At 78.9% G+C, this 412-nt stretch carries 1 protein-coding gene; it reads right to left on the reverse strand.

The window, feature by feature from the left end; translation table 11 throughout:
- Positions 1 to 412: hypothetical protein (locus tag N790_RS16385; protein ID WP_169742148.1), on the reverse strand; the 412-nt coding region annotated here is incomplete at both ends.

The following is a 412-nucleotide window of genomic DNA, read 5'->3' on the forward strand; positions in this document are numbered from 1 at the left end:
CACTCGGGCAGCAGCAGGCGGCCGCCGGGCAGCAGCATGGGGCTGGCCAGGCCGGCCACCACGTGCAGGCTGGGCGCCTGGGCCAGGCGCAGGTCGCCGGCGAGGCGGCGCGCCTGGCTGGCGAGTCCGGGCGAAGGCGCCGTGTCGTCGTCGTGCAGGCGACGGGCCCAGCGGCGCAGGCTTCGCCACTGCAGGCCGAAGCGCAGCGCGGCGAAGGCCAGGGCCAGCGCCCAGGGCAGCAGCAGCGCGAGCACGAGCACCGAGGGCAGCTCCAGCGTCGGGCCGGCGGCGACGGCTTCGAAGGCCGGCGTGGCCGTGGTTTCGCGGCGTGTTGCGGCCGGCGCGTCGCTGGCGGGCGCCGGCAACGCCCGGGCCACGCCGATCGCACCCGGCAGCGTGTGGCTCACCGCGG

The sequence above is a fragment of the Arenimonas malthae CC-JY-1 genome (assembly GCF_000747075.1).
Taxonomy (GTDB): Bacteria; Pseudomonadota; Gammaproteobacteria; order Xanthomonadales; family Xanthomonadaceae; genus Arenimonas; species Arenimonas malthae.